Here is a 25,053-nt window from a genome sequence, read left to right as displayed (position 1 = left end):
GAGTGGTCGGTAAAAAATAGACCACTCCGGCAAGGCGCAGCGTTAACTCAGGGAATCGCTCTCATCGCCGGCATCCTCCGAGCGCGATTGCTGCTGCCGAATCGCTTCTTCTATTACCGGCCGCATGGTATCCAGCGCCTTCTGCAGCGCCGCCAACCCGCCGTTCCCACTGCGTTCGCGCCACTGCACACCCAATCCACTGTCATTGGCATAGACTGCCGTGGCATCTGCCGGCAGCATTTCAAGAAATTCTTTCAGTGGTGGCTTGGCCACCTCCGGGGCTTCACGGCCGTTGCGCCAGTCCCACACGCCGTTGAAGTTCATCTCGTGGGACATGCGCTGCAATTCCAGTCCCCAGCCCGTTTGCAGCCGTCGCGGATTGCGCCACTGGGCGGAATACACCGCCGCGTTACCCGCGTCCTGGGATTTCGGCAACGGCTGCATTTGCACTTTGAGTCCGGAAGCTGCCGCGTGCTGGCGAAGCTCTGCAAGCTTGCGATCCCGGCTACTGGGCTTCAGCCAGACCACCGGCCCGATCACCAGGGCAATCGCAAATATTATGATGACAATAGGCAGCCAGCTGGCCATGAGCGTAATTCCATGTCAAATTGAGAATTGTGGTGCTAACGACCAATAAACCGCCGCTAAACCCTTGTGCAGGCGCGCATTTCCCTGCAAGTCGGCGGTTGTGTCAAGTCTGTTTTTTTTAAAGTAGACTCAATAGAAGCACCGGGGTTTCAATATTTCCCGGTATTTTTTGATATCTAACCAGACCGCGGGAGCCCAAATGTCAGGGTATAACAACATATTGGTGGGACTGGACCTCTCTGAAGAATCCTCTCAGGTATTGGATCGAGCCGCCCAGCTTGCCGCCCATAACAACGCGAAGATGAGCCTCGCCCACATCATCGAGCCACTGACGTTTGCCTATGGCGGCGACGTACCAATGGACCTTTCCGAGGTGCAGGAGCAGCTGCAAAACCAGGCCAAGGAGCAATTAAGCAAGGCCGCCGCCAACCTCAACATTCCCCCTGACCGCCAACATGTGGTGCTGGGCCAGCCCGCCACGGAAATTCACCGTCTGGCGGAGGAATCCGGTTGCGATTTGATCGTAATCGGCAGCCATGGCCGCCATGGACTGGCGCTGCTGCTGGGATCCACGGCCAACGGTGTTTTACACGGTGCCGGTTGTGATGTGCTGGCAGTGCGGGTGCACTCGCCCAACGAATAGCGCGGAGCGATCGCAAAGCGGGGGCAGCTGCGCCCCGCTTGTGCATGCCCCCACCTGTGCACAGGTCACCCCTGATGGCTTACAGGCTGTCCAGCTCTGCCCAGCGCTCAAACGCGTCATCAAGCGCCTGCTGCAAATCGGTCAGTACTTGCAAGCGGGCCTGCACCTTCTCGCTGTCCTGCTGATAAAAATCCGGCGCCGCAACCTCTTTTTCCATTGCCGCTATTTCATTTTCCAGGGTTTCAATTTTTGCGGGCAGCGCGTCCAGCTCGCGCTGCAATTTATAACTGAGCTTTTTGGCTTTTTGCGCCTTGGGCGTTGCCTCAGGTGAAACCGCGGGCGGACTGTCGGCCGGGCCGGCTGCCTTGGCCTCCGCGGCCTTGCGCGATTTCAGCTGGTCTTCAGCACTGATGAAGCGCCCCCCCTGGCGCACAAAATCGTGATAGCCGCCCACATACTCGCGCACGATGCCATCGCCCTCGAATGCCAGGCAACTTTCCACCACATTATCCAGAAAGGCCCGGTCGTGGCTCACCAGCAGCACGGTGCCGGAGAAATCCATCAGCAATTGCTCCAGCAATTCCAGGGTTTCCACGTCGAGGTCGTTGGTCGGTTCATCGAGCACCAGGATATTGGCGGGCTGGCTGAAAAGCTTTGCCAGTAGCGCGCGATTGCGCTCTCCCCCGCTCAACGCACTCACCTTGGTGCGCGCCTTGAGACCAGTGAACAGAAAATCGCTGAGGTACGACATCACGTGGCGCGTGCTGCCCCCCACTTCGATGTTCTCCCGGCCCTCGGCAATGTTGTCGACCACGGTCTGATCGGGGTTCAGGGTGTCGCGACGTTGATCAAAATAGGCCACCTGCTGCTTGGTGCCCAGGCGAACCGTTCCGCTTTGCGGCTGAAGGTCGCCCAGCAGCAAACGGATCAGGGTACTCTTGCCGGCACCGTTGGGGCCGATAAGCCCGACCTTGTCGCCGCGCATCAGGGTGAAATCCAGGTCGCGAATCAATGGCGTCGCATCCCCGTCAAAGCCAAAGGTGACGCCCTTGAGCTCGGCGACCAGCTTACCGGAGCGTTCGCCGGCATCCAGCGCCATCTTGGCCACACCCTGGCGTTCACGCCGGGCCATGCGCTCTTTGCGCAGGGACTGCAGTGCCCGCACACGGCCTTCATTGCGGGTGCGGCGGGCCTTGATCCCCTGGCGGATCCAGGTTTCTTCCTGTGCGAGTTTCTTGTCGAACAGCGCGTCATTGCGCGCCTCTTCCTCCAGCAGCTTTTCTTTTTCCTGCTGATAACGGTTGAACGGGCAGTTGAATACCCGCAGCGTGCCCCGATCAAGATCCCACACCGACGTGGCAAGACGCTGCGCCAGGGCCCGGTCATGGCTCACGAACAGCAGCGCGCCGCGATAGCTGGCGAGGAAGTCTTCCAGCCACTCCACTGCGGCAATATCCAGGTGGTTGGTAGGCTCATCGAGAATCAACAGATCCGGCTCGGTCACCAGTGCCCGCGCCAGCGCCGCCCGCCGTTGCCAGCCGCCAGACAGGTCGTTCACCCTGGCGCTCTCATCCAGATCCAGACGATCCAGCACGCTGTCGATGTTCGCCAGCAATTCCCACCCGTGCGCATTTTCGATCTTGGCCTGCAGCGCGGGATCCTGATGGTCCCGGTACTCCGACAGCCAGACGCCAACGTCGCCCAACCCCTCGGCTACGTAGCGATACACCGTATCTGTGCAGTCTTCCGGCAACGCCTGCTCCAGTGTGGCGAGCACCATGCCACTCTGGCGAATAATCTCGCCATCATCCGGGTCCCCCTTGCCGCCAATCAAGCGCAGCAAGCTGGACTTGCCCTCGCCATTGCGCCCAACGAGGCAAATACGATCCCCGCGTTCGATCTTGGCATTCACATGATCCGCCAATACCTGAACGCCATAGCGCAAACACACGCCATCCAACTGAAGCAACATAAATACGCACTACAATGTTTTTGGAGTACCTCTTGAACTTTCCTTGTGAAAATTTTGAAGGTGCTCGAGTGAAAAAGGACATTTTACGCTTTATTCTCGTCCCTTCGAATAAGCGATTTCTCAATCGGGTTGTAAGTATGTCGATTGGCAGCACAGGACTCGCCCTAATCTCCGCAGCACTGCTGGTCTCGGGCCTCGCAGCGACCAGCCTGGCCGAGGCCCAGCAGGCCGCAAAAAGTGGCCGCTCGACACCGACGGCGGCACTGCCACTCAAGGCCGAGAGTAAAGACACCAAAGCGGCGCGGGCGGCCGTTGCACAACGCGAGAAGCTGCAGGAAGCGCGGCAGGCCATTGCGAGCAATGACCAACGCCGACTCAAGCGCCTCAGGAGAGAGCTGGAAGACTACCCACTGCTCCCCTACATCGACTACTGGGCCATCAGCAAGAAGCTCTCGCGCCTGCCGTACGACGACATCGACCAGTTTCTGGAAACCTATGACGGTACCGCGCTCGGCGACTGGATGCGAGTGCGTGTACTGCGTGAGCTTGGTGGCAGAGAACGCTTCAAGGCCTATCTCAAATATTACGACCCGGAGAAAATCCGCCGCACCCAGCTGCGCTGCTATTACGCCGATGCGCTTTCCCGCCACGGTGACAAGCAACAGGCTTACGCGCTTATCGAAGAACTGTGGACGGTCGGCGCCTCTCAACCAAAAGAATGCGACCCCGCTTTCAGTCGCTGGATGCGGGATGGTGGACTCACTCAAGAACGCGCCTGGAAGCGCCACACCCTTGCGGTGCGCGCGGGCAACCTCGACCTGGCGGACTTTATCGCGCGCAAGCTGGACAGCGACCGCGCCAAGCGTGCGACCCTCATGCGCGCGGTCTATCGCAAGCCGGACCAGATAATGGATTACGACCGGTTCATCCAGCAAGAGCCGGAGTATCGCGACATCATCACCATCGGCCTGCGGCGCCTCGCGTCTCAGGACCCGAACAAGGCCAGCGAAGCATGGCAGCGCTATCGGGCGAGCTACCTGTTCAGCGACGAGGAACGAGACACCTTCCTGCGCTACGTGGCGCTGCAGTTCGCCCGCAAAGATGACCAGAAAGGGCTCGAGCAACTGATCAAATCGAGCCCGGGCTTTTTTGACCTGCGCACCTCCGAGTGGTTGATCCGCCAGTCCCTGCGAGAAATGGACTGGGCCCAGGTGGAGTTCTGGATCGACCAGCTGCCGGAACCGGATCGCAACCGGGACCGCTGGCTGTACTGGAAAGCCCGCGCCATCAACGAGCAACTGGCCGACAGCAACAACAATACCCCCCAGCGCTCGGAACTCTCGCGCCAGCTCTTGAAGAGCGCGGCGCAAGAACGTAGTTACTACGGCTTTCTCGCCTCGGATACGCTGGGCAAGGACTACAGCTTTGTGGACCGCCCTGCCCCGATCACACCCGAACTGGTGGAAAAGGTCGCGGCACTGCCGGGCATGCAGCGGGCGGAAGAATTACAGGCTATCGGGGAGTTCTATCACGCCCGCCGGGAGTGGGACTACGCCACCCAGGACATGACCACCGAAGAATTGATGAGCGCCGGCAAAGTCGCCAGCACCTGGGGCTGGTATCACAAGTCCATCCAGTCGATCCTGGCCGCGGATTATCTCGATGACCTGGAGCTCCGCTTTCCACTGGCCTTTGGCGACATTGTCAGTGACGTGGCCGGACGCATGGGCAAGAAAACAGCACTGGATTCGTATCTGGTACTGGCGGTGGCGCGGCAAGAGAGCCATTTCAGCCACGATGCCAAATCCCACGCCGGCGCCATGGGCCTGATGCAGCTGCTACCGTCCACCGCGCGAGCCACGGCGCGCAAAGCGGGCGTGCCCTACCGCCGCAGTTGGGACCTACTGAACCCGAACACCAACATCAGCCTGGGCGCATTCTACCTGAATTCACTACTGAAGCGTTTCGATAACAATCGCTTCCTGGCGGCGGCGGCCTATAACGCTGGCCCCACGCGCGTGTCCCGCTGGCTGAGGGATACCGACAAAAAGCTCCCGTTCGACGTGTGGATCGAAACCATTCCATACAGCGAAACCCGCAAGTATGTGCAGAACGTGTTGTCGTATTCGGTGATCTACGCGTACCGCAGTGGCGACAAGGCGCCACTGCTCAGAAAGAACGAAGCGGAAGCAAAACTGTAACCGGAAGATGGGGCGGGATGGCGCTCACGCGCCTAGTGTCGTGAAACCGAGCGCTTAATCAAGGCGTGCGCGGAGCCATCCTTCCAGCTCATGGGAGTTGAATGGCCAGCACAGCACATCGTCAACATCGCCGAGGCCGACCACGGGGATGCTCCAGCCGAACCGGCGACTCAGCTCCTCGTCATCGGCAATGTCGACCGACGCAAACCGCAACTGAAATGCCTCCAGCTGCGGCCAGATTTCCACCTTGGCTTTTTCGCAGAGGCTGCAGCCAAGGGTGGTGTAAAGAATAAGGGTGCGATCAGACACACAGGCTCCTCAGCGGGGCAACAAGAAACAGGGCTAAACCAGGCCCTGACCCTGGGCCCAAAAATAACCAGCCACCGCAGCCCCGGCTACCAGCAGGCCTGCCCACATCCAGCCCCGGCTACCCGCCGCAGCGGAGTCGCCCGCGTAATCCTGCGCCGGCGCCGGCTCTTTTGAGGACGCCGCCTTGGCGCTGTCGCGAATACGGCCCCGCTGCATGGCCTGATCCAGCGCCGCACTTTGCCGCGCGGCCTCCGGCAGGGTTACTGCCTGGCGCACGGTGGTTTTATCGATATCGTCCGCCGGGCCCACCACGCTGAAGCTGAGGCTGTCGAAGCGCAGCTCATCCCCGCGGCGCACCCGCGATTCTGTCACGCGCTGGTTGTTCAGGAAGGTGCCATTGGCGGAGCCGAGGTCCACCACAAAAAGCAGTCCGTCGCGCACTTCCAGGCGCGCATGGCGCCGGGACAGGTGCGACATGGAGAAGGTCAGGTCACAATCGTCCGACCGCCCCACCACACTGGTTTCCCGCACCGGAAACACGCGCCCGGCAATCGCGGGGTGATTGGCGCGCAGTGCCCAGGCCACATTGGCGCTGGCGCCGGCTGCCTTAAGGCGCGTGATCTTCGGGTCGATTACAGCGAGATTGCGATCTCCCAGCTGGATACGATCGTTGCGCCGAAGCTTGCAACTGCTCTCTACCGCCTTGCCATTGACCGACACCTGGCCGCCAGCCACCAGATTGCGCAACTCCAGATCCTCACCGTCCACCAGGATTTCGGCGTGCAGTTTGGCAATAGAGGCATCGGCAAGTGTCAGGTCACACTGATTACCACGGCCAATCGTCACCCTAGGTGCCACCAGCCACACGCTCTGGGAGGCATCTTTTACGTCGCAAAGTTTCAACATTGTCCGGCTTCCTAAACAGCGGATGAAAGTGTACAATTTTTGACCACACTTTCGGCTCGCAGTGGCTACTTCTCAATTATGTTGCGGCGAAGTTTATCACGGCCAATTTCATTGGCCTGTGATTCCGTTTGCAGCTTACAATGCCCGCAGGCTCTAGTATGGAAGTGTTTAAATCCGCATGGATCTGCGCGGTTTGGCACTTTCGACAATAACGACAGGTAACAGGTAGTTGCATACCAGTGAGTGAAGCCAAAGTACGGGAACGCCCCAGTGGTGTGAGCCAGTCCGCCGCCAATTCGTTGAAGCGCAGTGCGGGCGCCACCCACACCGGGTACCGGCGAGAACAGAACGAAGACGCCTACTGGGGTGATGAGGCACAGGGCATCTGGGTAGTGGCAGACGGACTCGGCGGCCACCACGCCGGGGAAATCGCCAGCCAGACCGTGGTCGAAGAAATCCAGCGCTCTTCCGCAACCGATCGCCATTACGAACAGGCCCTGCGCAGGGCCCATGCACTGCTGATCGGTGACGAAAACACCACCACCGCCATGGGCACCACCGCAGTTGTGGTGGCGGAAGATGGTGGTTACTTTCATATTTACTGGGTCGGTGACAGCCGCGCCTACCTCTGGACTCCGCCGAACCCAACGCAAAATGACCCTTTGCATGCAAATGGAACTCTGAAGCAACTGACGGTCGATCACTCGTACGTGCAGATGCTGGTGGACTCCGGGGCGATCAACCAGGAAGAAGCCGCCAACCACCCCAACCGACACGTGATCACCCGCTGCATCGGCGGCTCCTCTAACCCCACGCTCGAAATCGATCGCGCCTCTTTCTCGTGGGAAAAAGGGCAAAAACTGTTGCTGTGCAGTGATGGCCTGAGCAATGAGGTCAGTGAGGCAGAAATCTGTCAGGTACTCGCCAGCAATGGCGACAATCAACGCGCCAGCGAGTTACTGATTGCCGCCGCGCTTGACGCCGGTGGGCGCGACAACGTGACCGTGCAGGTGATCAGTTCGCCCGACAAGGCCGCGCCAACTTCTGAAAACCTGAACTCCCGCACATCATCACAGGAAACTGGGTCCCGCTATTTATTGGCCAGCAAGGGCACACTGTTCGCGAAAGTCGCTACAATTGCGATTATTTTTTCACTCAGTGTTTTCGCGGCCTGGCAGCTGCTGAACGGATAAATAGGGACAGGCTCGAATGGAAGTTGTCAGCAGCGGCACCGCTTCGCTGGAAATTCCCGGCTATCAGATCCTGAAGAAAATCAATCAGGGCGGAATGTCGACGGTCTATCTGGCAACCCAGCGCAGCATGGGCCGGCAGGTGGCACTCAAAGTCATGTCCCCGGTGCTGAATGCCGACCCGATTTTCAGCGAACGCTTCCAGCGGGAAGCGAACATCGTCGGTCAGCTCTCCCACCCCAACATCGTTGCGATTCACGATATCGGCCGCTATCGCAGCCTCAACTACATCGCCATGGATTACCTGCCAGGTGGCTCTGTGGCCGATGCGCTGACCAAGGGAGCCATTGAGCCCCTCGAAGCGCTGCATATCACACGCCAGATTGCCATGGCGCTGGATCATGCCAGTAACAAAGGGTACGTGCACCGGGACCTGAAACCCGAAAACATCCTGTTCCGCGAGGATGGCTCCGCCGTTCTCACCGACTTTGGCGTGGCCCGTGCCGTGGCCCGCACCACCCGCATGACCAACACCGGCATGGTGGTTGGCACGCCCCACTATATGAGCCCGGAACAGGCCCGCGGTGCCGCCGTGGATGGCCGCGCCGACCTCTACAGTCTGGGGGTGGTGTTTTACGAGATGCTGACCAGTGCGGTGCCCTTCCAGGCGGAAGAAGCAGTCGCTATTGCGATCAAGCACCTGACCGACCCGATTCCGCGCCTGCCCGCCCGGCACTCGCTGTACCAGGGGCTCATTGATCGCTTCCTGGCAAAAGACCCGGACCAGCGCTTCCAGCGTGGGCTGGATGTGGTTGACGCCATCGACCAGCTCTTGTCCGCACTGGACGGCAAAACCCCCGCCTCCACCACCAAGATGAACAACACCTCGGTGCGGGTGTCCAGCCTGCTTCGCGCGCTGGTGATGACCCTGTACGGCACACTGAGTGATCGCCTCAGTGCGCGCTGGGCCCGCTGGCGCGACAAGCCCCTGCACCAGCAGAATCCGCGTGCCGAGCAACAGACCATCATGCGCCTGCAGCAAGTGATGCAGCAGGCTGCCCCGGTCAAACGACGCTCCTGGCTGTTTGCCGCGACCCTTTTGGGAAGTATTGCCCTGGTGTGGGTTCTGTTCAGCCTGTTCAGCAACAAGTTCCAGTGGCAGAGTGAGTCCGGCCTGGTGAATGATGCGGTCGATCTGACCTCACAGATGCTGCTGCCACCCTCGTACGTGGATGACGCCATTGGCAATGACCCGGTGCCGGCGGAGCTGCCGGGCCCAGTAAACCCGCTGACCGCAAGCCAAAGCAACCAGCTGCGCCCCGTGCTGCGCACGGAATCCCCGGCGCCCACCCCAGCAGCCCCGGCTAACGTCGCCGAAGAAACTGCCGCGGCGCCCGAAACCGATGACTCTCTGCAGAGCCCCCCTCCCGCGGAGCCTGAGGAAGTCGCCGTCGAAGTGGTGCCGCCCACCTATGCCCTGAAGGTATCCGCAAAGCCGCAGGATGCCCGCATCCGGGTGATGAATATCGTCCCCCGCTACACGCCAGGTATGGCGCTGGAACCCGGGCGCTATGACATTGAAGTCAGCAAGGCGGGTTTCAGTACCGTACGTCGCTGGATAGAAATCACCTCCGCCGACGTCAACCTCGCGGTGGAACTGGAGCGGAGATTCTTCCCCGGTAAAAGCTTCCAGTCTCCGTTAAAGTCCGGCGGCAAGGGTCCGGCCATGGTGGTGGTAGCCCCGGGTAAATTTACCATGGGCAACAATCGTCGCCCCTTCACCAGCCCGGCACACAAAATATCCATTACCAGGCCCTACGCCATCGGTACCCACGAGGTCACCTTTGACGAGTACGACCGTTTTGCCAAGGCGACCGGCCGCGCACTACCGGCCGATGAAGGCTGGGGACGAGGAACCCGCCCGGTCATCAATGTGACCTGGCAGGATGCCCAGCGCTACGCCAAGTGGCTGAGTGGGGAGTCGGGCCAGAAGTACCGGCTGGCGAGCGAGGCTGAGTGGGAGTTTGCGGCACGCGCCGGCACTGAAACCCCATTCTGGTGGGGGGACGGCAGCGCCAGGGGCAAAGCCAATTGCCGCCGCGGCTGCGCCAGTGAATTCAATTCACTGTTTAGCGTTGCCACCGCACCGGTGGGGAACTACAAGGCAAACCCTTATGGCCTGTACGACACCTCTGGCAACGTGGGTGAGTGGGTACAGGACTGCTTTCTCGGGGATTTCACCAACCACCGCGACGATGCACGCCCGGTGCAGCTAAAAAACTGCAAGTTGCGCGTGATACGCGGTGGCTCGATGCGCGAACCACTACGCAACATCAGCTCGGATTACCGCACTGGCCTCAGTGAAAAGGCCACCTCGAAGGAAGTGGGCTTCCGCCTGGTTATGGAGCTTTGATCTCCCAAACATTGTGAATCCTGGGGTTGCGCTGGAAGTCCTTGTCGAGCAGTTTCGCGGACAGGTTTTCGACCGAAAACGCCTCCTGCACCTCGCGGTCCATCTTGAAGCTGCGCAGGTTGTTCGAAAACAGCAAGGTGCCCCCAGGGCTCAGCAAAGCCATGCACTGCTCAATTAACTGCGCGTGGTCGCGCTGGATATCCAGGACACCGCGCATCTTTGCAGAGTTTGAAAAGGTCGGCGGGTCCAGAAAAATCACATCGTAGTGACCGCGGCGATTCTGTTGTGCCGCCTCCAGCCACTGCAGGCAATCTGCCTCGATCAGCTGGTGCCGATAAGGATCCAAACCGTTCTGCCGGAAATTGCGCTGCGCCCAGGCCTGGTAGGTTTTGGATAAATCGACACTGGTGCTTTCCACACAACCACCGATGCCCGCCTGCACCGTCGCGGTTGCCGTGTAGCAAAAAAGGTTCAGCAGTTTTTTGCCGCGGGCGATCTGTTTCAGGTATTGGCGCACCGGCCGGTGGTCCAGGAACAGCCCGGTATCCAGGTAATCCCACAGATTGATTTCCAACTGCGCGCCGTACTCGTCGACCCAAAACGCCTGCGCGCCCTCCCCCCGCTTCTGGTACTGACTGCCGCTTTCCTTGTGCGAATGACGGCGACGCTCCTTGATAGAGACATTGCGCGCAGGTAACTCCAACACATGGCGCGTGGCGCGCACCAGTTCGCTCAGGCGCGCACGCGCCTTCTGCTCTGGAATACTCGCTGGTGCGCGGTACTCCTGAATATGGGCGTAGGTTTGCCCTTCGGTGGAGCGGTAAACATCAATCGCCGCTGAAAACTCAGGCAGGTCCGCATCGTACAGGCGGTAGTTTTCGATGCCGTTTTTGTTGGCCCACTTTCCGGTCGTGCGCAGATTCTTTTGCAGGCGGTTCGCCACCATCTGCGCTTCGTCCGACAGACGCGGCTTGGCGCTGTCTCGAGAGTCACCGTCAGCGCGCTGTTGGTGGATATCGAACAAGAGAAGCTGGCTTGGGAGGCTGCCGTTGAACAGCTTGTACTGCTTGTGGGAGCGCAATCCGGTGGCATGGCAGAGTTCCGGATTGCCGGTGAATATCGCCGCTTTCCAGCCGCCGAATTCCTGTTTCAACTGACTGCCCAGCTCGGCGTAGGTTTCCCGCAACGCTTCCTGTTCTCCCAGGCGCTCGCCGTAAGGCGGATTGGTAATCACAAGTCCTGGCTTGACCGGTCGGTGACTGGGTACCTTGAACGCGGCCACCGGACGGCAACTCACGCGCACGTGCTTGTCCAGCCCTGCGCGTGCAATGTTCGATTCCGCCGCAAACAGGACTTTCGCATCGGCATCGTAGCCACGAATCTCCGGCAGGGGTTTCTGCAGGCCCGCTGACCGGCGCTCGAGCGCCTCTTCGCGCAGCGGCAGCCACAGGTCATTCTGGTGGTTGAGCCAGCGCTCAAACCCAAAGCTGTCCCGCATCAGCCCCGGCGCGATGTCCGCCGCCATGAGCGCCCCTTCCACAAGAAAGGTTCCGGAGCCACACATCGGGTCGAGGAGTGCCCCGCCCTCTTCGGCTATGGCCGGCCAGCCTGCGCGCACCAGCAACGCCGCGGCGAGGTTTTCCTTGAGCGGCGCGGCTCCGATGTGCGTGCGGTAGCCGCGGCGGTGCAGGCTGTCGCCACACAGGTCAATGGCGATTTCCAGAACATCACGATGCAGGCGCAGCATGACGGACAGGTCCGGATCTCTTTTGTCTACATCCGGACGGGCACCGGTCGTCTTGCGCAGGCGGTCGACGATGGCGTCCTTGGCCTTCTGCGCGCCAAACTGGCTATTGCGAATCTCTCGGTTGGTACCGGAGAACTGCACCCACAGAATCCCGGTGGGGCTGATATGTTCCTCCCAAGGAATATCGACAACCGCGCTGTAAAGCGCCTCGGCATCCTCCACCTTTGACTGCCCCAGGTTGAGCAGTACACGGTTTGCCATGCGACTCCACAGGCACACCCGGTAGGCCATGCTCAGGTCAGCGTGAAAACGGACGGCGGCCGGCTGCTCGCGCTCGACGGCAGCCCCAAGTGCGCGGAGCTCTTCGGCAAGTACGTTTTCCAGCCCCTTGGGGCAGGTGGCGGTAAAGGAATACTGGACAGTCAAAAGATTAGTCTCTGTGAATAGTTGGCGATTTTGGCGCGGTCAGGTTGGGCGGTCTGGACTGCCGATGACATGGGTGCGCAAGGATACCGGAAAGACACGCGGCATTCCGCAAATCCAGGCCACACAACGCTAGCCACATTGCTGGCATTGCTCACATTGCTCCCATGAGCAGCATGAGCCACATAACGCACGCCGCTATACGGATTGTTCCTAAACGAGCCATTTTTCAGATGAATTGGTTCATTCCGGTGCCCGCTGCAATCTGGTTTACTCAAGGTCTTCCTGTCGGGCCATTCCCACAATAAGCTGGATTGTGCGCAGGGGGAAAATTGTTACTCCTGTTCAGCAGCATTCGTGAACATGGGTTCATAACAAGTTCGTCAAGATGTTCGAGGTATCCTATCTATGAAACGCCAAAAACGTAATCCGAACGATAGAGCTTTCCACAAAGGTTACGTTGCTGCTATGGAAGGCAGAAACCACGACAGCTGTCCTCATGAAACTCGATCACTCCATCAGGAGTGGGTCAACGGCTGGCGCCAGGGGCGACAGGATTACTGGAGCGGCTTCGGTCGCGCGGCCGTTGCGCAGCGCATGGCCAACATGTAACGCCAAGGGACAAAACTCCAGCCATAACGCATCAACCTATATTCAGGTTCACACGGCCTACAGCAGCCGTTAAAAAAATCCCGGGACATGTCCCGGGATTTTTGCTCGACTTCAACTTGCCATGCGACGTCAACAGAGGGCGCAGCAGCGCTACTTGCTTACCACCCGCCCTTTGTGCAGTTCGGCAATGGCCGCCGCGGCCTCGCGAATCACTTCCGGCCCGCGATAAATAAAGCCGGAGTAGATCTGTACCGCGGTAGCACCCGCCCGGATCTTGTCGGCTGCGGATTCTCCATCAAAAATCCCGCCCACGCCGATGATCGGGATCTCACCCTTCAGCGCTTCCGACAATTTGCGAATCACTTCGGTGGAGCGCTCGGTCAGCGGCCGTCCACTCAGCCCGCCTTCCTCGCTGCCATGGGCCAGGTGCGCGACCGAGGACTTGTCGATGGTGGTATTGGTGGCAATCACTCCGTCGATGCCGTGGTCCCGCAACGTTTTCGCCACATGGGTGATGGCATCATCATCCATATCCGGTGCAATTTTCACCGCCAGTGGCACATAGCGATCGTGCTCTGCGGCGAGCGCGCCCTGCTTTTGCTTCAATGCCTCAAGCAGCTGGCTCAGGCTGTCACCGAACTGCAGATCACGCAGCCCCTTGGTATTGGGCGAGGAAACATTGGCGGTGATGTAATCGGCGTGCGCATAGACCTTCTCCATGCACAGGCAATAATCGTCCGCGGCCTTCTCCACCGGGGTGTCGAAGTTCTTGCCAACGTTAATACCCAGCACACCGGAATAACGGCGGCGCTTCACCCGCTCCAGCAGGTAATCCACCCCTTCGTTGTTGAAGCCCATGCGGTTGATGATCGCCTCAGCGTCCGGCAGCCGGAACACGCGCGGGTGCGGATTGCCCGGCTGCGGACGCGGTGTGACCGTGCCCACTTCCACAAACCCGAAGCCCAGGGCACCGAGGCCATTAAAGGCCTGCGCATTCTTGTCCAGACCGGCGGCAAGGCCAACCGGGTTTGGCAGGGTCAGTCCCATCAGCTCCACGGGATCATCCGGGATCTCGCTCGCAAACAGAGACATGAGCCCAAGGCGCTCGGCTGCGCCGATGGCGTCCATGGAAAGGTGGTGAGACCGCTCCGGGTCGAGCGCAAACAGGGCTTTGCGCAAATGTTGATACATGGGCTTCCTTTTGATTCATTCCCGAGGGGGGCGTCAGCACACCCCCGGGTTTGCTGTACTTGGACTGACTCTACTGGGCTATTCCGGGCTGCGCACCGCTCGACGCAGCCCAGATGTCGGGCCTGCGGAGCGGGCGCGCCTATTGTACGGATTTCTGTACGGATTTCTGTACGGATTTCCTGCGCCCGTTGCGCGCCAGGTTAACCGCCAAGGGTCTCATAGTCGGCGGTGGCGTTGGCGAGATACATCAGCTCGCGCAGCGCCACCGTAAACATGGCGAAGTCGCCCTGTGGTGCCGACTTCAATTCCTTGATCAGGTTCTTCCAACGCTGAATCGGCTGCGCCATCAACGCGACCCAACGCTCCACCGCGGTTTCAATGTCCAGACCGTCGTCGCCCGCAAGACGCAGGATATGAATCGCCAGTCGAGCCAATTGGCTATCCAGGTCGTCCATGCTGGTCTCCCGGGCCTGGGACTGCCAGAAGGTCTCCGACGGCAGCGCAATGATCTGGTTGCCAAACCAGTACAGGCCGAGCTTGTCGGCCAGTGCGAAGTAGACCTTGGCCACCTCTTCCACCGGCCGATCGCTGACGCGCGCCGAATCGGAAATCCCCAGCGCCGAAAACAGATACGTCGGCGATGCCGCCAGCAGTGCTAGGGGTTCCGGTACGTTCGCCGCCAACAGCGACTCCTGCCGCGACTGCCACTCGCGAAGCGGCTCGCCACTCAGGACTTCGGGCAGCGCGCGGATGACCCGCTGTACCGGCTCCTGGAACAGGTCACGTTCCTGAGAGGGATCGAGGTCACCGCGGCGGTTGCGGATAAACCAGCGCGTTGCCCGGCGCACGCGGCCGATCATGGAATTCATCAACTGCAGCTGCAGCTCTGCGGGCACCTGGTAATCCAGCGCCGCCACGCTTTCCTGGAACTCACGCATCAGATACACATCCCGCGCACTGATATACGCAGCCGCTATGGTGTCGATATCCGCACCGGTGGCACCACTGATACGGTGATAGAAGGTGATGCCCATGCTGTTGACCATCTCATTGGCCACCTGCGTGGAAACAATCTCACGGCGCAGCTGATGGTCGTACACCAGCGCCTTGTAACGGGCCACCAGTGCGGGCGGGAATGCAGACTCCACCGCAGTCTGCACATCCTCGTTGTCGATGATGTTTGCGTGCAGCAGCTCTTCCTTCAGCTTCACTTTCACATAAGAAATGAGGACGGAAAGCTCGGGCCGCGTCAGATAATGTTTTTTATTCTGGCGCTCATTCAGGGTTTCGTTATCCGGAATAAACTCCAGTGCGCGGCGCAGACGCCCTTCTGATTCCAGGGCATTGATAATACGGCGGTACTCATCAAACCGGTCGCTGACCTGGTAGGAAGCCACACTCAGTGCACGGGTCTGGTTGTAGTTGTTGTCCAGTACCAGCTCCGCCACCGACTCGGTCATCTCCTCCAGCATCTGATTGCGCTGTTTCTCGGTCATGTCGCCATTGGCCACGACCTTGTCCAGCAGAATCTTGATGTTTACCTCATGGTCGGAGCAGTCCACGCCGCCGGCATTGTCGATGAAGTCGGTATTACACAGGCCACCGTTCAGGGAGAACTCGATGCGCCCGCGCTGGGTCATACCCAGGTTGCCGCCCTCGCCAAAGACTTTACAACGCAGCTGGTCACCATTGACCCGCAGGTTATCGTTGGACTTGTCGCCCACCTGGGCATGGCTTTCCCCAGTGCCTTTTACATAGGTGCCGATACCCCCATTCCAGATCAGGTCCACCGGTGCCTTGAGCATCGCACTGATCAGCTCGTTTGGCGTGAGCTGGTCTTCGGCAATGTCGAAGGCCTGCTTCATCTCCGGGGTGATTTTGACCGACTTGGCGCGACGCTCGAAGATGCCGCCGCCCTTGGAGATCAGGCTCAGGTTGTAGTCTGTCCAGCTGGAGCGCGGCAGCTCGAACAGGCGCTTGCGCTCAATATAGCTCGAGGACGCATCCGGATTCGGGTCGACGAAAATGTGCAGGTGGTTAAACGCACCCTTCAGGCAAATGTGTTCCGACAGCAGCATGCCGTTACCGAACACATCGCCGCCCATATCCCCGATACCGATGACCGAGAAATTTTCCGCCTGGACATTGATGCCCATCTCGCGGAAGTGGCGCTGCACGGACACCCAGGCGCCGCGCGCGGTAATGCCCATTTTCTTGTGGTCATAACCATTGCTGCCGCCGGAGGCAAAGGCATCGCCCAGCCAGAAGTCGTAATCGGCCGCGATGCCGTTGGCGATATCGGAGAAGGTCGCGGTGCCCTTGTCGGCGGCCACCACGAGATAGGGGTCATCGGCATCGCGACGGATCACGCGCTCCGGCGGTATTACCTCGCCGTCTTTCAGGTTATCGGTAATGTCCAGCAACCCGCGGATAAACGTTTTGTAGCAGCTGATACCGGATTCGATGAATGCTTCGCGGCTGTTGTCGACTGGCGGCTTGCGCACCACAAAACCACCCTTGGCGCCACTGGGAACGATCACCGCATTCTTTACGTTCTGGGCTTTTACCAGGCCCAGTACTTCGGTGCGGAAATCCTCCAGGCGATCGGACCAGCGCAGGCCACCCCGGGCCACCTTGCCACCGCGCAGGTGTACCCCTTCCACCTGGGGCGAATACACAAAAATCTCGAATTCCGGGCGCGGTTCGGGGATATTCGGAATATCCCGCGGGCTGAACTTGATGGAAATGTAATCTTTGGGTTGATCCTGCTCGTCCAGCTGGAAGAAGTTGGTGCGCAGGGTGCCGCGGATCAGGTCGAGATAGCGACGAATGACCTGGTCTTCGTTCAGGTTATCCACGGCGTCGAGGCCATCGTGAATCTTGCTGATCAGGCGCTCTACCCGCGACTGGTCCTGGCGGTCCGCCGAATTGATGCGCGGGTCGAACATGGCCCGGAACAAGGCCACCAGGTTGCGGGTAATCTCCACGTGATTGGCCAGGGTCGCCGCAATGTAGGACTGGCTGGCACTGAATTTGGTCTGCTTCAGGTAGCGGGCATAAGCGCGCAGCATGGTGACTTCGCGCCAGTTGAGCCGCGCCGCGAGCACCAGGCGGTTGAACGAATCGCTTTCCGCCACGCCATCCCAGATCGCGGCAAAGGCGTCCTGGAACAGAGAGCGAGAGGCCTGCGCATCAATGCGCGTGGGCAAGCCGAACTCCAGGCGGAACTCATGCATCCACACATCCTGCTGTCCCTTCGGGCGGATGGTATAGGGGAATTCCCCCATGACGCGCAACCCGAGGTTCTCCAGTACCGGAATCACATCGGAAAGGGTCAGCCCACCGCCCACATTGAACACCTTGAAGCGCAAACTCCCCGGCTCGGCACCCACCGGCTGGTAAAAGCTCATGGCCACCCGGTTGCTTTCATTCAATTCCTGAATAGAGCTCACATCCTGTACGGCGATGCGCGGCTCAAAGTCCTCACGGTAGCCCGCCGGGAATGCCTGGCCAAAAATACTGGTCAGGCGGCTGCCCACCTCTTCACCGTGGGTCTCGATCAGGGATCTCTGAAATACATCTTCCCAGCTGCGGGTAATATCCACGATTTGCGCCTCCAGTCGCGCTACATCAAATTCCACCGGCACATTGCGGTCAACACGGAACACCAGGTGCACTCGGGCCAGAATCGATTCGGAAAAATAGGTGGTAAAGTCGTAGTCCAACGCGTTAATAGTGCGCGCGATACGATCACTGATCCGCTCGCGGAGCTCACTGTTGAACTGGTCCCGCGGCACATACACCAGGGCACTGACAAACTTGCCGAACGGGTCCTTGCGCATAAACAGGCGCAGCCGCGCGCGCTCGTTCATGGCCAGCACGCCGAGGGTTGTCTCGAATAACTCGGAGGTGCTGCTCTGGAACAGCTCGTCGCGAGGGAAGGTGTCGAGGATACGCTTCAGCGCCTTGCCGTCGTGGCTGTTCGGCGCAAGTCCACTCTGTTCGATGACCGACGCCAGCTTGCGGCGGATAATGGGTATTTTTGACGGGCTCTCGGTGTATACCGGCGAGGTATACAGTCCCATAAAGGCGGATTCACCAATCACCTCACCGGCGGCATCGTAACGCTTGATGCTGACGTAGTCCGAATAGGCAGCGCGGTGTACCCGGGATTTGACCGAGGACTTGGCGAACGTCAGAAAATTGGGGCCCTGATAAAATCGCTGCTTGCCCTCATTGAAGGCATATTCGGGCGTCGGTTCCGCAGGCTGCTGGAGGTTTTTGAAAATCCCCAGACGGCGGCCTTCGACCTCGCAAAGCACTTTTTTGTCGCCCTGCTGGGTGAACTCGTACTCGCGATAGCCGAGGAAGGTGAAGTTGCCGTCGCGCATCCACTGCAGAAACGCGCTGGCCTCTTCCAGATTGGCGTCGTTATCCGCCAACACCGCATGCAGCTGGTCTTCCATGGCCGCGCAGGTGTCCAGCATGGGCACGTAATCGTCCACCGCCAGGGCCACATCACCCAGGGTATCCTTGAGGTCGCGTGCCAGCTCTGAGGCGTGGGAAGCGGACGTATCGAGATTGATTTCCACATAGATCAACGCCTCGGCGCTGACCGCTGGATCGTCCTGACGGCGGTCCTCATCCTGAGCGGCCGGGGCGAGCAGCCGCTGCAGCCGTCCATCGTCCCCCCGCTGCAGTTGCATCACGGTGCTCTTGATGGAGTGAATGACCGTGTTGTGCCGGTTGATCTCCATGCGCACGGAGTCCACCAGAAACGGCATGTCCCGCTGCAATACACACACCACGGTATGGGAGCACTCCCAGCCGTGCTCTTCCAGGCGCGGGTTAAACACCCGGATCTTGGGGGCGCCCTGGGCGCGCTGCTGGATAAAGTCCCAGCTGGTGTAAATGCACCCGTACACATCCGCCAGGCGCCGCCCCGCCAGATCTTCCAGCGGGTACTGATTCAGGAACTGGGCAGCAAAAGCCGCCACCGGGCCCGCCTTGTCGCCCAGCTTCTTTTCGATAAGCCCGCTGACCTGTGCCAGCAGCCCTTCCCGGCTGTCGGTAATGACCGTCGCCATATTCACGTGCTTCCTCCCATCAACGCACGACCGCCATCGCACGCAAGAATGCTACATTTGCTGAATCAAGGTAGAACAAAACGTCAGAATAATTGTCTACTCTGCCGCCTTTTGGGTGCCCGGGCTAGGGCTGGCGGTTGCCTATCGGCACATCGCCGCTAAAATCAACCAACCCGCGAAAACCGGACAAGTAGCTATATATAAAGATGATAGATAGCCACCCGCCCCGGGCAGCGTATTGAAACAGGAAATTGGCAAAAGAAGTGACGATATGGACACACGCCAGCAGATAAAAATTCTGGGTGATTGGCTGGAGCAGCAGATTATTGGCCAGGAGGTTCTGGTCAATCGAATTCTCATAGGACTCCTCGCCGATGGACACCTTCTCGTGGAGGGCGCACCGGGCCTTGCCAAGACCAAAGCCATCAAAACCCTGGCCGATGCCATCGAGGGCGACTTCCACCGGGTGCAGTTCACTCCGGACCTGTTGCCCTCGGACATCACCGGCACGGATATCTACCGGCCGGAAACCGGCGAATTCCAGTTCCAGCCCGGGCCAGTATTTCATAACCTGATCCTTGCGGATGAAATCAACCGCGCGCCCGCCAAGGTACAGTCTGCGCTGCTGGAAGCGATGGCGGAACGCCAGATCAGTGTCGGGCGAAATACCTACTCCCTGCCCGACCTGTTCCTGGTGATGGCCACGCAGAACCCGATCGAACAGGAAGGCACCTACCCGCTGCCCGAAGCCCAGCTGGACCGCTTCCTGATGCAGGTAAACCTCAGCTACCCGGATGCCGAGGCGGAAACAAAAATCCTGAAACTGGCGCGTGCCGAGGCAAGCCACGGCGAGGGCCGCCCGCAAACGGTCATCAGCCAGGAAACCATCTTCGCCGCGCGCCAGGAAATTCTCGACCTGACCATGGTGGAAGCGGTGGAAACCTATATCGTGCAACTGGTGATTGCCACCCGCGAGCCCCAGCGCTACGACGACGAGCTGGCCTCCTGGCTCGACTTCGGTGCCAGCCCCCGGGCCACCATTGCCCTGGACCGCTGCGCACGCGCCTACGCGTGGCTTGCCGGGCGCGACTACGTTACCCCGGACGATGTGATGGCAATCGCCCCAGACGTGCTGCGCCACCGCCTGCTGCTGAGTTTTGAGGCGGAAGCGGCCGGTGCCAGTGCCGACCAGGTGATCCACCGCCTGCTGCAGCAGGTTCCGGCCATTTAGGCCCGCACTAGAGAATTTCGAGCAGACGTGCAGAAAAGCATCAATCACGACGACCTGAACATCCGCGGCGCCTACCCTACGGTGGCGCCGCTGGTGCGCCTGCGCCATATCGCCCGCCAGCTGCGCCTGTTCAAGCCGCGGGTCAACCGCAGCGACCAGGCCGGCAACCTGCTCACCCGTTATCGCGGGCGCGGCATGAATTTCGAGGAAGTGCGTTATTACCAGCCGGGCGATGATGTGCGCTCCATTGACTGGCGCGTGACCGCGCGCACCGGCGAAACCCACACCAAGCTGTTCCAGGAAGAGCGCGAGCGCCCGGTGGTGATCCTGCTCGACCTGCGTTCCCCCATGTTCTTCGGCAGCCAGAATGCGTTCAAATCGGTCGCCGCCTGCAGTATTGCCGCCGCGCTGGCATGGGCCGGCCTGCAGCACGGCGACCGTATTGGCGCCCTGGTATTTTCCGATCAGGGGGTGGATACGGTGCGTCCGCGTCGCAGCCACCACGCGGTCCTAGCGGCGATTCACGGCATGGTGGAAACCGCCGGCGCACTGCAAAGCCCGATTCCCAGCGACGGCAGCCAGCCTCTCAGCGTGCTACTGGAGGAAGCCCGCCGTATCGCTCGGCCCGGGAGCGCCCTTTTCCTGGTGAGCGATTGTCACGACCTCGATGAGAGCTGCGAACAGCCGCTTTATCTGCTCACGCGACACGCAGACCTGCAGGTGCTACGCATCACCGACCCACTGGAACAGCAGCTGCCGGAACAACCCTTAACCATCAGTGATGGCCAGCAGCGGACCTTCCTGGCCAAATCAAGCCGTTTACTGCGCCAGCAGTTCGCCAATCAACAGTACCGGGTGCGCGAACAGACCGCGCGACTTTGCCGGCGGCTGCGACTGCCACTGGTCGACTTCGACAACACCCAGCCAGTGGTCCCGGTATTGCTGAGCACCTACGGGGAACGCCAACCATCACCGAGCCGGAGGCCGGCGTGATGGCTGGTGTAATAACAAGCGTGATGACAGTAGGCGCCGCGCTGAAGCAGGCCGCACCGGCTCCCCAGAACCCGCCGGCCCCCAGCCCGATGTCGCCGGAAATGCAAAGCCTGCTGGCGCAGCTGAAAGACATTCAAGAGCCCGCGCCGATCGGCTGGTGGCCGCTGGCACCGGGCTGGTGGATGCTTGCGGGGCTCATCGTCGCACTGCTGTTCGCCGCAGGCTGGTTGCTGCTGCGCCTGCGCGAAAAGCGTCGCCGCAACCTGTACCGCGCAGAAGGCGTGCGCCTGCTGCGCGCGCTGGATCTCGACGCACCCAGGGTGGTGGAAGCGATCAATATCCTGCTCAAGCGGGTTGCGGTCGTCACCTTCGGGCGCGACACCTGTGCGCCCCTGACCGGGCAACGCTGGATCAACTTTCTCGAGTCCGCGGTCGATGATTCCATGCCGGAGGCCGCGCGCCGCGCGCTGCTGGAAAACCTGTACAGCGACGCCAACGCAGCTCTGACCGACCTGCAAGCACTGCGCGACTTTGCAATTGACTGGACGCGCAAACACCAGCATCCCCAGTTAGACACCGCGAAAGCCGCAGCGCCGGCACAGCAACCGGAGGCCGACCATGTTTGAGTTTGGCCTGCCCTGGGTGTTTGTACTGCTACCACTGCCGATTGTGGCCCGCCTGCTGCTACCCAAAAGTGAACCACTGAGTAGCGCACTGAAGGTGCCCTATTACCGCAAGCTGTCGCACAAGGGCGGCAGCGCTGCCGGCAATCACCTCAACCTGGTACTACTGTGGCTGCTGTGGAGCTTGCTGGTCGCCGCCGCGGCACGTCCGCAGTGGTACGGTGAACCGATTTCGGAAACCAGCAGTGCGCGCGACCTGCTGATCGCTGTGGACATTTCCGGCAGCATGGAAACCCCGGACATGCTCTTGAACGGCAACCCGGCCATGCGTATCACCGCGGTCAAAAAAGTCGTGGGAGAGTTCGTGCTGCGTCGCAAGGGGGATCGCCTGGGCCTGGTGTTGTTTGGCACCCGGGCTTATTTGCAGGCACCCCTGACCTTTGACCGCGAGACAGTGGCCACACTGCTGACCGAAGCCCAGATCGGGTTTGCCGGCCAGGGTACCGCCATCGGCGACGCCATTGGCCTGTCGGTGAAACGGTTGACCCAGCGACCCGCCGATCAGCGGGTGCTGATTCTGCTTACCGACGGTGCCAACACCGCCGGTGAAATCGCACCACTCAAGGCCGCCGAACTCGCCAAACAGGCCGGAGTGAAGGTGTATACCATCGGCGTCGGGGCCGAAGAAATGGTGCAGCCGGGGTTGCTCGGCTCCCGCTTCGGCGCTCGCCGTATCAACCCGTCGAGGGATCTCGATAGCGAAACCCTGCAGGCCATCGCCGACAAAACCGGTGGTCTCTACTTTCGCGCCCATAATCCCCAGGAGCTGGAGGGCATCTACGCCGAACTCGACCGTCTGGAGCCTGTCGAACAGGAAGCCGAAACCTATCGCCCACTGAAATCCCTGTACATCTGGCCCCTCGCCGTTGCGCTGCTGCTGGCATTCCTGTGGGCGGCCATCCCGCTGGTCGCCGCCTGGGCAAGTGGGCGACAGCAACGCAAGATACAAACCCGTGTATCCAGCGCAGCAACGAACGGAGGCCGGACCGCATGAATTTCCTGGCCGACATGGGGCAGTTTCACTTCCTGCGCCCCGCGTTTTTATGGCTCGTGATACCGGCAGCCGTCACCTGCTGGGGACTGGCCCGCATCGTGTTTGCCAGCGGCGGCCTACAGAAACTGATCGATCCGGACCTGCTCCCGCACTTGCTCCTGCGGGGCGGCGAAAAGCGACCGTGGCTGTTTGCCCTCATTTTTGCCCTGCTGACGGCCGTTATTATTGCCCTCGCCGGCCCCACCTGGCGCAAGCTGCCGACGCCGGTATATTCCAACCAAGATGCGCTGGTGATCCTCCTTGATCTGTCGCCGTCAATGATGGCTACAGATCTGGCCCCCAACCGCCTGACCCGGGCACGCCTCAAAATTCTCGACATTCTCAAGCAGCGTAAAGATGGCCTCACCGCGCTGGTCGCCTACGCCGGTGAGGCTCACATCGTCACCCCCCTGACCGATGACACCGCCACTATCGCCAACCTGGTACCGCCGCTGTCACCACGCATCATGCCAGTGCCCGGCAGCAACATCGAAATGGCGGTGCAGGAGGGGTTGCGACTGATTAAGGATGGCGCCAATGGCAAAGGTCGACTGCTTGCGGTTACCGATGGCATCGCCAAGGCGGCCATCAGCACCATCAAAAATAGCGTGAATAGCAGTGGCGCCACGCTCTCCATTCTCGCCGTGGGCAGTGGCGAGGGCAGCCCCATCCCCAAAACCACCGGCAGCGGCTTCATCACCGATGACAGCGGCTCCATCATCATTGCCAATTTCGATCGCCGCGAACTCTCACGCCTCGCACAGAGCACCGGGGGGCACTTCGCCCAGATCACCGTGGACGACAGCGATATCGCCAGAGCTCTCCCCGCAATCACCACCCCGGAGCAGGCCGAACTGACCGAGCGGGAATTCGACCAGTGGTATGAGGAAGGCCCCTGGCTGGTATTGCTACTACTGCCCTTCGCCCTACTGCTGTTCCGCAAGGGCGCCCTGGCTTGCGCGCTTCCATTTGCCCTCCCCCTCGCCCTGGTCGTGACCAGTCAGGACGCCAGCGCGCAAACCAGCAACCTGTGGCAGACCCCGAATCAACAGGCACAGGAACTATTAGAGGAAGGCAACCCAAAAGCCGCCGCAGAACTCTTCGAGAACTCCCAGTGGCGCGGCGCGGCCCAGTACCGCGCCGGGGAATACGGCGCGGCCGCTGAAAACTTTGCCGAAAGCAGCGACCCGCAGGGGCTCTACAACCTGGGCAACAGTCTTGCCCAACAGGGCCAGTTCGATGCCGCCATCGAAGCCTTCGACCGCGCGCTCCAGCAGAACCCGGAATTTGCCGACGCGCGCCACAACAAGGAAATTGCCGAGCAACTGAAGAAACTGCAACAACAGCAGCAGCAAAATCAGCAATCTCAACAGGGCGACCAGCAACAGGATCAGCAGCAAGACCAGGACCAGCAATCGCAAAGCCAGTCCCAGCAAGATCAACAGCAAAGCGACGCCGATCAATCCTCACAGCAACAGCAATCCCAAGACCAGCAACAGTCCGGCGAACAGGATCAGCAGCAGAACGCAAATCAGGGCGAACAGGACCCGTCTGAAGCAGAACAACAGGAGCAGCAGGCAGAACGCCAGCAACAAAACCAGGATGGTAACGAGCAGGAGCAACAGGCCAACGCCCAGCCACAAGAGCCCCAGAGTGACCTGGACCCGGAAACCCAGCAGGCCCTGGACCAGTGGCTGCGCCAGATACCCGATGATCCCGCCGGTCTGATGCGCGAGAAGTTCAAATACGAAAGCCTGCAACGCCGCCGCGCCTACCGCGCCGGCGAATGGCAGCCCCCGGAAAACGGAGCCACCCAAAGATGGTAACCCCA

17 protein-coding genes are annotated in these 25,053 nt (G+C 60.3%); 10 read left to right on the top strand and 7 right to left on the bottom strand.

Features of this window, described 5'->3' with window-relative positions; genetic code table 11:
• Positions 1-42: 42 nt before the first annotated feature.
• On the bottom strand, positions 43-588 hold the full coding sequence (locus AU182_RS09270) for a hypothetical protein (RefSeq protein ID WP_066964048.1): 546 nt from the start codon (positions 586-588) through the stop codon (positions 43-45).
• Between the two features lie 199 nt (positions 589-787).
• On the opposite strand from AU182_RS09270, the gene AU182_RS09265 reads away from it, so the two are divergent.
• Positions 788-1,231 carry a universal stress protein gene (locus AU182_RS09265; protein ID WP_066964045.1) on the top strand — a complete coding sequence of 148 codons (444 nt, stop codon included), beginning with the start codon at positions 788-790 and terminating at the stop codon, positions 1,229-1,231.
• Between the two features lie 79 nt (positions 1,232-1,310).
• On the opposite strand, the gene AU182_RS09260 is transcribed toward AU182_RS09265, so the two are convergent.
• A complete protein-coding gene (locus AU182_RS09260; RefSeq protein WP_066964042.1) occupies positions 1,311-3,203 on the bottom strand; it encodes an ATP-binding cassette domain-containing protein in 1,893 nt (630 codons plus the stop codon).
• Between the two features lie 137 nt (positions 3,204-3,340).
• Between AU182_RS09260 and AU182_RS09255 the strand changes: the two genes are divergently transcribed.
• On the top strand, positions 3,341-5,404 hold the full coding sequence (locus tag AU182_RS09255) for a transglycosylase SLT domain-containing protein (protein ID WP_066964039.1): 2,064 nt from the start codon (positions 3,341-3,343) through the stop codon (positions 5,402-5,404).
• A gap of 54 nt (positions 5,405-5,458) precedes the next feature.
• Here AU182_RS09255 and AU182_RS09250 read toward each other — a convergent pair whose 3' ends face one another.
• The gene (locus AU182_RS09250; protein ID WP_066964036.1) at positions 5,459-5,713 is read right to left on the bottom strand and encodes a glutaredoxin family protein; all 255 of its coding nucleotides are present in this window, start codon (positions 5,711-5,713) and stop codon (positions 5,459-5,461) included.
• A 33-nt stretch (positions 5,714-5,746) separates the two neighbouring features.
• Positions 5,747-6,619, bottom strand: a complete 873-nt coding sequence (locus AU182_RS09245; RefSeq protein ID WP_066964033.1) for an FHA domain-containing protein — start codon at positions 6,617-6,619, stop codon at positions 5,747-5,749.
• A gap of 239 nt (positions 6,620-6,858) precedes the next feature.
• On the opposite strand from AU182_RS09245, the gene AU182_RS09240 reads away from it, so the two are divergent.
• Together AU182_RS09240 and AU182_RS09235 are read left to right on the top strand one after the other, a co-directional pair.
• Positions 6,859-7,812, top strand: coding sequence for a PP2C family serine/threonine-protein phosphatase (locus AU182_RS09240; protein ID WP_066964030.1), 954 nt, complete (start codon positions 6,859-6,861; stop codon positions 7,810-7,812).
• A 16-nt stretch (positions 7,813-7,828) separates the two neighbouring features.
• A complete protein-coding gene (locus AU182_RS09235) occupies positions 7,829-10,222 on the top strand; it encodes a bifunctional serine/threonine-protein kinase/formylglycine-generating enzyme family protein (protein WP_066964027.1) in 2,394 nt (797 codons plus the stop codon).
• Here the strand turns inward: AU182_RS09235 and rlmKL are convergent.
• A complete protein-coding gene (rlmKL, locus tag AU182_RS09230; RefSeq protein WP_066964024.1) occupies positions 10,209-12,395 on the bottom strand; it encodes a bifunctional 23S rRNA (guanine(2069)-N(7))-methyltransferase RlmK/23S rRNA (guanine(2445)-N(2))-methyltransferase RlmL in 2,187 nt (728 codons plus the stop codon). The two genes, AU182_RS09235 and rlmKL, sit on opposite strands and share 14 nt — an antisense overlap.
• A 405-nt stretch (positions 12,396-12,800) precedes the next feature.
• Between rlmKL and rmf the strand changes: the two genes are divergently transcribed.
• Positions 12,801-13,004 (top strand): ribosome modulation factor, encoded by a 204-nt coding sequence (rmf, locus tag AU182_RS16265; protein ID WP_082859333.1) that lies wholly within the window; start codon positions 12,801-12,803, stop codon positions 13,002-13,004.
• A 150-nt stretch (positions 13,005-13,154) separates the two neighbouring features.
• Here the strand turns inward: rmf and AU182_RS09225 are convergent, their stop codons facing one another.
• Together AU182_RS09225 and AU182_RS09220 are read right to left on the bottom strand one after the other, a co-directional pair.
• Entirely contained in the window at positions 13,155-14,195 is a 1,041-nt protein-coding gene (locus AU182_RS09225; protein ID WP_066964021.1) for a quinone-dependent dihydroorotate dehydrogenase, read from the bottom strand.
• Between the two features lie 200 nt (positions 14,196-14,395).
• Positions 14,396-19,282: an NAD-glutamate dehydrogenase gene (locus AU182_RS09220; RefSeq protein ID WP_066964018.1), complete on the bottom strand. Its 4,887-nt coding sequence runs from the start codon at positions 19,280-19,282 to the stop codon at positions 14,396-14,398.
• Between the two features lie 271 nt (positions 19,283-19,553).
• Here AU182_RS09220 and AU182_RS09215 point away from each other — a divergent pair, with 271 nt between their 5' ends.
• From AU182_RS09215 to AU182_RS09195, 5 genes are read left to right on the top strand one after another with little or no spacing between them, the layout of a single operon-like run.
• Positions 19,554-20,513: a MoxR family ATPase gene (locus AU182_RS09215; protein WP_066964016.1), complete on the top strand. Its 960-nt coding sequence runs from the start codon at positions 19,554-19,556 to the stop codon at positions 20,511-20,513.
• 27 nt (positions 20,514-20,540) lie between these two features.
• Positions 20,541-21,506 (top strand): DUF58 domain-containing protein, encoded by a 966-nt coding sequence (locus AU182_RS09210; protein ID WP_066964013.1) that lies wholly within the window; start codon positions 20,541-20,543, stop codon positions 21,504-21,506.
• Positions 21,506-22,132: a DUF4381 domain-containing protein gene (locus AU182_RS09205; protein ID WP_082859332.1), complete on the top strand. Its 627-nt coding sequence runs from the start codon at positions 21,506-21,508 to the stop codon at positions 22,130-22,132. The genes AU182_RS09210 and AU182_RS09205 overlap by 1 nt, the downstream gene beginning before the upstream one ends.
• Entirely contained in the window at positions 22,125-23,183 is a 1,059-nt protein-coding gene (locus AU182_RS09200; protein ID WP_066964006.1) for a VWA domain-containing protein, read from the top strand. The genes AU182_RS09205 and AU182_RS09200 overlap by 8 nt, the downstream gene beginning before the upstream one ends.
• The gene (locus AU182_RS09195; protein WP_082859331.1) at positions 23,180-25,048 is read left to right on the top strand and encodes a VWA domain-containing protein; all 1,869 of its coding nucleotides are present in this window, start codon (positions 23,180-23,182) and stop codon (positions 25,046-25,048) included. Before AU182_RS09200 ends, AU182_RS09195 begins: the two co-directional genes overlap by 4 nt.
• Positions 25,049-25,053 lie beyond the last annotated feature (5 nt).

Source organism: Microbulbifer sp. Q7, from assembly GCF_001639145.1.
In the GTDB taxonomy this organism is placed as follows: Bacteria; Pseudomonadota; Gammaproteobacteria; order Pseudomonadales; family Cellvibrionaceae; genus Microbulbifer.
Note: the sequence above shows the minus strand (reverse complement) of the source record. Positions and strands in the feature narration are given on the sequence as shown.

Coding starts and splice junctions, on each gene's coding strand:
- AU182_RS09270 (WP_066964048.1), bottom strand. CDS start 588: ATGGCCAGCTGGCTGCCTATTGTCATCATAATATTTGCGATTGCCCTG.
- AU182_RS09265 (WP_066964045.1), top strand. CDS start 788: ATGTCAGGGTATAACAACATATTGGTGGGACTGGACCTCTCTGAAGAA.
- AU182_RS09260 (WP_066964042.1), bottom strand. CDS start 3,203: ATGTTGCTTCAGTTGGATGGCGTGTGTTTGCGCTATGGCGTTCAGGTA.
- AU182_RS09255 (WP_066964039.1), top strand. CDS start 3,341: ATGTCGATTGGCAGCACAGGACTCGCCCTAATCTCCGCAGCACTGCTG.
- AU182_RS09245 (WP_066964033.1), bottom strand. CDS start 6,619: ATGTTGAAACTTTGCGACGTAAAAGATGCCTCCCAGAGCGTGTGGCTG.
- AU182_RS09235 (WP_066964027.1), top strand. CDS start 7,829: ATGGAAGTTGTCAGCAGCGGCACCGCTTCGCTGGAAATTCCCGGCTAT.
- rmf (WP_082859333.1), top strand. CDS start 12,801: ATGAAACGCCAAAAACGTAATCCGAACGATAGAGCTTTCCACAAAGGT.
- AU182_RS09225 (WP_066964021.1), bottom strand. CDS start 14,195: ATGTATCAACATTTGCGCAAAGCCCTGTTTGCGCTCGACCCGGAGCGG.
- AU182_RS09220 (WP_066964018.1), bottom strand. CDS start 19,282: ATGGCGACGGTCATTACCGACAGCCGGGAAGGGCTGCTGGCACAGGTC.
- AU182_RS09215 (WP_066964016.1), top strand. CDS start 19,554: ATGGACACACGCCAGCAGATAAAAATTCTGGGTGATTGGCTGGAGCAG.
- AU182_RS09205 (WP_082859332.1), top strand. CDS start 21,506: ATGGCTGGTGTAATAACAAGCGTGATGACAGTAGGCGCCGCGCTGAAG.
- AU182_RS09200 (WP_066964006.1), top strand. CDS start 22,125: ATGTTTGAGTTTGGCCTGCCCTGGGTGTTTGTACTGCTACCACTGCCG.
- AU182_RS09195 (WP_082859331.1), top strand. CDS start 23,180: ATGAATTTCCTGGCCGACATGGGGCAGTTTCACTTCCTGCGCCCCGCG.